The organism is Pedobacter soli (genome assembly GCF_900101435.1).
Taxonomy (GTDB): domain Bacteria; phylum Bacteroidota; class Bacteroidia; order Sphingobacteriales; family Sphingobacteriaceae; genus Pedobacter; species Pedobacter soli.
In genome coordinates, this window is sequence record NZ_FMZH01000009.1 from 1 (window position 1) to 7,981 (window position 7,981).

Genomic DNA, 7,981 nt, shown 5'->3' on the forward strand with positions numbered 1-7,981 from the left:
ATCACTGTTGTCAAAGCATTCATGGAATTGCTTGTCTGGATTCTCGGTAAGAAAAAACACAACATCTATTTTCAGTTTTGAAACATCAATGCCTGCAAATAATCTGTAATTCATAACTTTGGGTTGTTAAGTGGAATAAATAACCTTGATGTTGAATGAAACTAAATCCCTTAACAGTCCGGCGAAGACTAAAATTCTATATGGTTCTTGTTCAACAAACGGCAGTGCTCTGATACAGGTTTTAGATATTTAATCTAGACAGAGTAATAGTTCAGCACTGCCGTTAAGGTTTTCTGTACAAATCTCAAACTTTTTTGATTATAACAAACCTAAGGGATTGTAGTGAGCACGATCCCGATTTTTCATCGGGAGAGTAAAACGCAAAGCAGGACTGACTTTAAAATGAAATGCAGTACCTGCTTTCCATAAAAACAGGCATCTATATCTTCCATTTCTACTGATATGATGTTTAGCTGCTTAGTCTTTCAGCTTTCCGCTTGCCTGGCTTTGGGCTTTCAGCTTAATTAGCTATTTTTGGGCCTTTATAACAATTTTTCATGAGCATTTCCACCAAGTACAATCCTGCAGAAACAGAAGATAAATGGTATAGCTACTGGCTATCTAAAAAGTTTTTCCACTCAGAGCCTGATGAGCGCGAACCTTACACCATTGTAATTCCGCCACCAAACGTCACAGGGGTACTGCACATGGGGCACATGCTTAACAATACCATTCAGGATGTTTTGATCCGTAAGGCGCGTATGCAAGGCAAAAATGCCTGCTGGGTACCGGGAACAGATCATGCTTCTATCGCAACTGAGGCTAAGGTTGTAGCCATGTTAAAAGAGCAGGGGATCAATAAAAAGGACCTTTCGCGTGAAGAGTTTTTAAAATATGCCTGGGAATGGAAAGAAAAATACGGCGGTATTATTTTAGAACAGTTAAAGAAACTGGGGGCAAGTTGCGATTGGGACCGTACACGTTTTACTATGGAGGAAGATCTTTCTGAAGCGGTAATTGATTCGTTTATCCACCTGTATAAAAAAGGGTGGATTTACCGCGGTATCCGCATGGTAAACTGGGATCCCGCAGGTAAAACTGCTGTTTCTGATGAGGAGGTAATCCGTAAAGAAGTTAACCAGAAATTATACTACATCCGCTATACTATTGCTGGCGATAAGACTTCGGACTCCGGACTTCAGACTCCGGACTATCTGGTTATTGCGACCACACGCCCTGAAACCATTATGGCGGATGCAGCGATCTGTATCAACCCGAACGACGAACGCTTTACTCACCTAAAGGGCAAAAAAGTTTTCGTACCACTGGTTAACCACGAAATTCCCGTTATTGAAGATGAATATGTAGATATCGAATTTGGTACAGGTTGTTTAAAAGTTACCCCGGCGCATGATTTGAACGATTATGAACTGGGCGTAAAACATAATTTACCAGTTACCGATATTTTAAATGATGATGGTACTTTAAATGAACTGGCAGTTATTTTGGTGGGCGAAGACCGCTTTGTTGCCCGTAAAAAGATTGCCAAAATGCTCGAAGAGGCTGGTCATTTAGAGAAAGTAGAAGATTATAAATCGCAGGTTGGCTTTTCTGAACGTACCGATGCGGCTATCGAACCTAAACTTTCGATGCAGTGGTTTGTGAAGATGAAAGAAATGGCACAACCGGCACTGGATGATGTATTGAACGGAGAGGTAAACCTGATTCCGAATAAATTTGAAAATACCTACCGCCACTGGATGGAAAATGTGCGCGACTGGAATATTTCGCGTCAACTGTGGTGGGGCCAACGCATTCCGGCCTGGTACGATGATAAAGGAAACTGGGTGGTTGCCAAAACCAAAGACGAGGCTTTAGAAGAATTCTGGAAGAAAAAACATTTGGACCAAAGCTGTTCGGATGCTGAAAAAACAGGTTTTAAACATCAGTTAGAGCCATTTTTACGTCAGGATGAAGACGTAATGGATACCTGGTTTTCTTCTTGGTTGTGGCCAATTTCTGTTTTTGATGGTTTTAAAGATCCAAATAACAAAGACATTAACTATTACTACCCAACCAACGATCTGGTTACTGCACCTGAGATTTTGTTCTTCTGGGTGGCGCGTATGATTATGGCGGGTCATGAGTTTATGGGCAAAAAACCATTTACCAATGTGTATTTAACCGGTATTGTACGCGATAAATTAGGCCGTAAAATGTCTAAATCGTTGGGTAACTCGCCAGATCCGATTGGATTGATTGAAAAATATGGTGCAGATGCAGTACGCGTAGGGATGCTGATGTCGTCACCAGCGGGTAACGATCTAATGTTTGATGAAAGCTACTGTGAGCAGGGGCGTAACTTTGCATCGAAAATATGGAATGCTTTCCGTTTGGTTAAAGGCTGGGAGGTAGATGCAAACTTAGAAAACCCAAATAAACAGGCTATTTCGTGGTTCGAAAACCGCTTTAATGCTGCACTGGTAGAAATTGAAGATAACTTTAAGCAATACCGTTTATCAGAAGCCTTAATGACTACCTATAAACTGGTTTGGGACGATTTCTGTGCCTGGTATTTAGAAATGGTTAAGCCTGCGTATCAGCAACCAATTGATGCAGAAAGTTACCAGGCCACTGTTAATTTCTTTGAGCAGATTATTAAACTGTTGCACCCGAACATGCCTTTCATTACCGAAGAATTGTGGCACGACGATTTGTTTGCTGCCCGCGGTGAAATGGATTGCTGTATTGTTGCCGAATTCCCGAAAGGAGGCGGTATTGATGAGCAATTGCTGAAAGATGCCGAGGTAATTAAAACTGTTGTTGCCGAAATCAGAAATGTGCGTAACCAAAAGCAAATTTCGCCTAAAGAGGCTTTACCTTTAAGTTTGAAGGTAAACTCTGAGATCGATTACGAGAAATGGTTAAATATTGTTTTCAAGCTGGCCAATGTATCACAAGCCGAGATCGTAAACGACAAAATTGTTGGTGCTACAGCATTTATGGCTGGTAAAGATGAATTCTTTATCCCGTTAACTGAAAATGTAGATGTTGAAGCAGAACGTGAGCGTTTAAATGCCGATTTGGTTTATCTGCAGGGTTTCTTAAAATCGGTTGAGTCGAAATTGAATAACGAACGTTTTGTGCAGAATGCCAAGCCAGAAATTATTGCCAATGAGCGCAATAAAAAGGCCGATGCGGAAGCAAAAATCAAAATCATTGAAGAAAGTTTAGCGATTTTAGGATAATCATATAGTCATCAATACCTGTAAGGTTTTTAAAACCTTGCAGGTATAATACCGAAGGTCCCTTAGCAACATGTTAAGGGACTTTTCTTTTTAGCCCAAACCCCAAATTATTATTTCAATCGTTTTCCTAAATAAAGAGCTTGTTTAAATTTAATTAAAAAAGGCTTTAAAATGGCTTGTTGGATAAGTTTATGGCTGATTAAGTGCTATTGCGTCAAAAAATGGTTTCAAGAATAATACCTGCTGAGTTTTAGTGCAATTTATTTAAAACACTATTTTAGCTCAATCAATATGGTTTGATGAGCAACCATATTTATAAAATAACCAAATATGGAAAATTCCAGAAGGAAATTTATTAAGCAATCTGCAATATTTGCTGCGGCCACCTATGCCGGTACAATGGGCATGAGTGCCAAAAGTTATGGTCGCATCATCGGGGCAAACGATAGGGTACGTGTAGGTGTGGTTGGGTTTTCTGATCGTTTCAGAGAAACCCTTTTGCCTTGTTTTATGAACCATCATAAAGAGCTGAATTTCGATATTGTTGGACTTTCTGATTTATGGAATTACCGCAGGGATTTGGGTATTGCCCACCTAAAAGCAAAATTTGGTCATGATATTAAAGCCTGTCGCAATAACGATGAACTTTATGCCACCAAAGATCTTGATGCGGTAATTATCAGTACGGCCGATTTTCAACATGCTTTACATACCATCGAGGCCGTTAAAGCCAATTGCGATGCCTACGTAGAAAAACCTTTTGCCGAAACGATGGATGATGCCAAAGCAGCATTTAAAGCGGTTAAGGCAAGCAAGCAGATTGTACAGATTGGTTCGCAGCGAAGAAGCGGAGAAAACTATACCAATGCGGCAAAATTTATTCAGGATGGTAAATTCGGCCCAATAACGGCTGTAGATCTGGTTTGGAATGTAAACCAACCAGGCAGGTGGCGCAGGCCCGATTTAGTGGCCAAGCTAAAAGAAGAAGACATTGATTGGAAGCGCTTTTTACTTAACCGTCCGGTTGAGGCTTTCGATCCAAGAAAATATTTAGAATACAGGTTGTTCTGGCCATATTCATCAGGCATGCCAGGGCAATGGATGAGCCACCAGATTGATACTGTACACTGGTTTACCAATTTAAAGCATCCGCGCAGTGTGGTAGCCAACGGAGGTATTTACACCTGGAAAGATGGCCGCAGAAACTGGGATTCGATGGTGGCAGTATTCGATTATGGCCAGCCCGATACTACCGATGGTTTCCAGGTAACTTTTACCTCGCGCATGCAGAACAGCGTTGGCGATGTAGGCGAAGTATACTATTCGAATGGTGGTGAGCTTAACCTGATTACCAACAAAGTATCGCCAAAAGGCGGATTGAGGGAAAAAGAAGCAGCAGCCATGGGTTTAAAAGCCAATCTTTTACCGGAGTTTGATTTGAGTAAAACCGAAATCAAAACCGCAACCGGCGCCAGTATGGGCGGCGACCCTTTAACCTCAGGCCACATGCGCAACTGGATGGAATGTGTGCGTAGCCGCAAAACACCTAATGCGCCGGTAGAAGCCGGTTATTCGCACTCCATTGCCAATATCATGACCAATGCTGCAGTAAGGACAGGTGCAAAAGCCACTTTCGATGAAGGCAGACAAGAAGTAATCGCAAACGGAAAAGTATTTAAATATTAATCATCACAAAACCAATCATGTTAAAAATTAAAAAGTATAGTATTCTTGCTTTATCACTAATCAGTTTATCGGCAGCAGCCCAAAAAACAACACCCTTATTTGATGGTAAAACCTTAACCGGCTGGAAATCGGTAGCAGGCGTGGCCCCATACAAAGTTGAAGACGGAATGATTGTAGGTACCATGACCAAAGGCACACCTAACTCATTTCTGATTACCGAAAAAGAATACGGCAATTTCATTTTAGAACTGGATGTAAAGCTTGAGGGCGAAAGTACCAATTCCGGTATCCAAACCCGTAGCCACATTAAACAGGAAGCCAATAACGGCAGAGGGATGGTTTTTGGCCGTCAGGTTGAGATAGATCCATCGGCAAGGGCCTGGAGTGGCGGTATTTATGATGAAGCCAGAAGAAGCTGGTTATACCCTTTGGAGTTAAATCCATCAGCAAAATCTTTGTATAAAAAGAACGAATTTAACCACTACAGAATTGAATGTATTGGTAACGAAACCAAAACCTGGTTAAACGGACAGCCGGTAGCCTATGTAATCGATACTTTAGATCAGTCGGGCTTTATTGGTTTGCAGGTACACGGTATTGGCAACAATACAGAAAATGATGGTAAAAAGGTTTACTTCAAAAACATCAATATACAGACTGAGGGTCTGAAAGCCAAGGCTTTTCCACAAGGATTTTATGTAGTAAACTTAACACCCAATGCTTTATCACCTTTCGAGAAAGCTAATGGTTATAAGTTGCTTTTTGACGGTAAAACCAATGCTGGCTGGATTGGTGCCTATAAAACGGCATTTCCTGAAAAAGGATGGAAAATTGCCAATGGTACAATCAGTGTAGAACCTTCAGGCGGTGCCGAATCAACCAATGGTGGTGATATTGTAACCAAGGACGAATACGCAGCTTTTGATTTGTCTTTTGAGTTTAAACTTACCCCTGGAGCCAACAGTGGTGTAAAATACTTTGTTACCTTAAGCGAGAAAAATACAGGTTCGGCCATTGGTTTAGAATACCAGGTGCTGGATGATGTGCTTCACCCGGATGCGAAGTTAGGTCGCGATGGAAACCGCACTTTAGCTTCTTTATACGATTTAATGACATCTAAAAAAGAGTCGAGATACTTGCGTCCGATTGGTAGCTGGAACAACGGCCGCGTGGTGGTATATCCTAATAATAAAGTAGAACACTATTTAAACGGGGTTAAAGTTTTAGAATATACCCGCGGTTCAGAAGAGTTTAGAAAACTGGTAGCCATCAGTAAATACAAAGACTGGAAAAACTTTGGTGAGGCGCCAAAAGGCCACATCCTCTTACAAGACCATGGTAATAAAGTAGATTTCAGAACCATCAAAATTAAAACATTAAAATAATCTTACTTAATTAAAAAAAGTATACTGCGAAGTAAAAGGTATCTCCTACCTTCTACTTCGCATTTATTGCATCAGGGCATTTGAGTTTACCATTTGTTCTGCTTGTAAAAACTTGGTGAGCTCGGGCATTGCCCATTCACTTTTTACTACCTTTAAAAACATATTTTAATAACACACAAAATAATTTATATCATGCATCGTCGATCTTTTGTTAAGCATACCGCATTATTAGGCTCTGGTTTATTAGTAGGTAATGAGGTTTTTGCAAGCCTGTATGCCGATCAGGTTATCAATGTGGCCATGATTGGTTGCGGAGATCGAGGTAAGGGTGTGCTATCGGTTATTAAATCGATGCCTGCTAAATATAAAATTGCAGCTTATTGCGATCTGCTCGATTTTAGGCTTAAAGAAGCCGAAAAGTATGTGCCTGCCGGTGCAAAAGCCATAAAAGATTACCACAAGGTTTTAGATGACAAAAGTATCGATGCTGTTTTTATTGCCACGCCTTTAAGTGAGCATTTTAAAATTGCAAAAGATGCTGTGCTTGCCGGTAAACATGTGTACGTAGAAAAAACCATGACCTACAATATTGAGCAGGCCCTGGCCCTCAAAAAGTTGGTTAAGCAACACCCTAAACAAGTATTTCAGGTGGGTTACCAATACCGCTATTCTCCTTTGTATTTTAAGGTGAAAGATATGATTCAAAGTGGTTATTTGGGTAAGGTTACGCAAATCGATTGTCGTTGGGACCGTAATGGTAACTGGCGTAGGGCAGTACCAGATCCGTCTTTAGAAAGGAAAATTAACTGGCGCATGTACAAGGAGTATTCAGGTGGCTTAGCTGCCGAATTGCTTTCGCACCAGATTGATTTTATTAACTGGGCTTTCGAAACTCAGCCCGATGAAATTATGGGTTCGGGAGGAATAGATGTGTTTAAAGATGGCCGCGAAACTTACGATAATATTCAAGCCATTCTCCGCTATAATGAAAAAGGGATGATAGGTAACTTTGGTGCCACTTGCGGCAATGCGCACGATGGTTACCTGTTTAAAATAAAAGGTACCAAAGGTTCGGTATCGCTATTAACCAATACCGGCTTGTTCTATCCCGAAGAAACCACTAAAAAAGAACTGGGTATTGTAGATGGGGTAACAGGGGCGACAAAAATTGTGGTCAATAAAGACGGTGGCATCCCGATTCTGGATAAACCAACCATTGATGGTACGAATTATGCGCTCGATGAGTTTTATAAATCGATTACTACAGGTAAGGAACCGGCTTCTAATATCAATACAGGTACACAGGCTGCCATATGTGTAGGCATGTGTAATGAGGCTATTTACTCGGGCGAAAAACAGGTTTGGAAACCAACTTATAGTGTTTAGTAGGGGTACGTCCCTTAGATGATCCTCTTAACAGATCGTTCATTCTCGTGAAACCGGGAATCCTAAAGCGATTTATAATTATAGCTACAGCATTAAGATTCCCAGGCAAGCTGGGAATGACGGATTTTCTATTGGTGATTCGCATGACATATCTTCCTTAGCGAATCGTCATTCCCGTGAAACCGGGAATCCTAAAGCGATGTGCAGTTATAGCTACAGCATTACGATTCCCAGGCAAGCTGGGAATGACGATTTTTCTATGGATGATTTTCTATT

Annotated in this window: 4 protein-coding genes; all 4 read left to right on the forward strand. The window is 41.0% G+C overall.

Annotated elements, in window-relative coordinates; all coding sequences use genetic code 11:
- Nucleotides 1-557 precede the first annotated feature (557 nt).
- The 4 genes from BLR37_RS18145 (at nt 558) to BLR37_RS18160 (ending at nt 7,705) form a co-directional block, all read left to right on the forward strand.
- Nucleotides 558-3,248, forward strand: coding sequence for a valine--tRNA ligase (locus BLR37_RS18145; protein ID WP_090771061.1), 2,691 nt, complete (start codon nt 558-560; stop codon nt 3,246-3,248).
- Between the two features lie 330 nt (nt 3,249-3,578).
- Nucleotides 3,579-4,934, forward strand: a complete 1,356-nt coding sequence (locus BLR37_RS18150; protein WP_090771063.1) for a Gfo/Idh/MocA family protein — start codon at nt 3,579-3,581, stop codon at nt 4,932-4,934.
- 17 nt (nt 4,935-4,951) lie between these two features.
- A complete protein-coding gene (locus BLR37_RS18155) occupies nt 4,952-6,319 on the forward strand; it encodes a 3-keto-disaccharide hydrolase (protein WP_090771065.1) in 1,368 nt (455 codons plus the stop codon).
- Nucleotides 6,320-6,511: 192 nt separating this feature from the next.
- The gene (locus tag BLR37_RS18160; RefSeq protein ID WP_090771067.1) at nt 6,512-7,705 is read left to right on the forward strand and encodes a Gfo/Idh/MocA family protein; all 1,194 of its coding nucleotides are present in this window, start codon (nt 6,512-6,514) and stop codon (nt 7,703-7,705) included.
- Nucleotides 7,706-7,981: the final 276 nt, after the last annotated feature.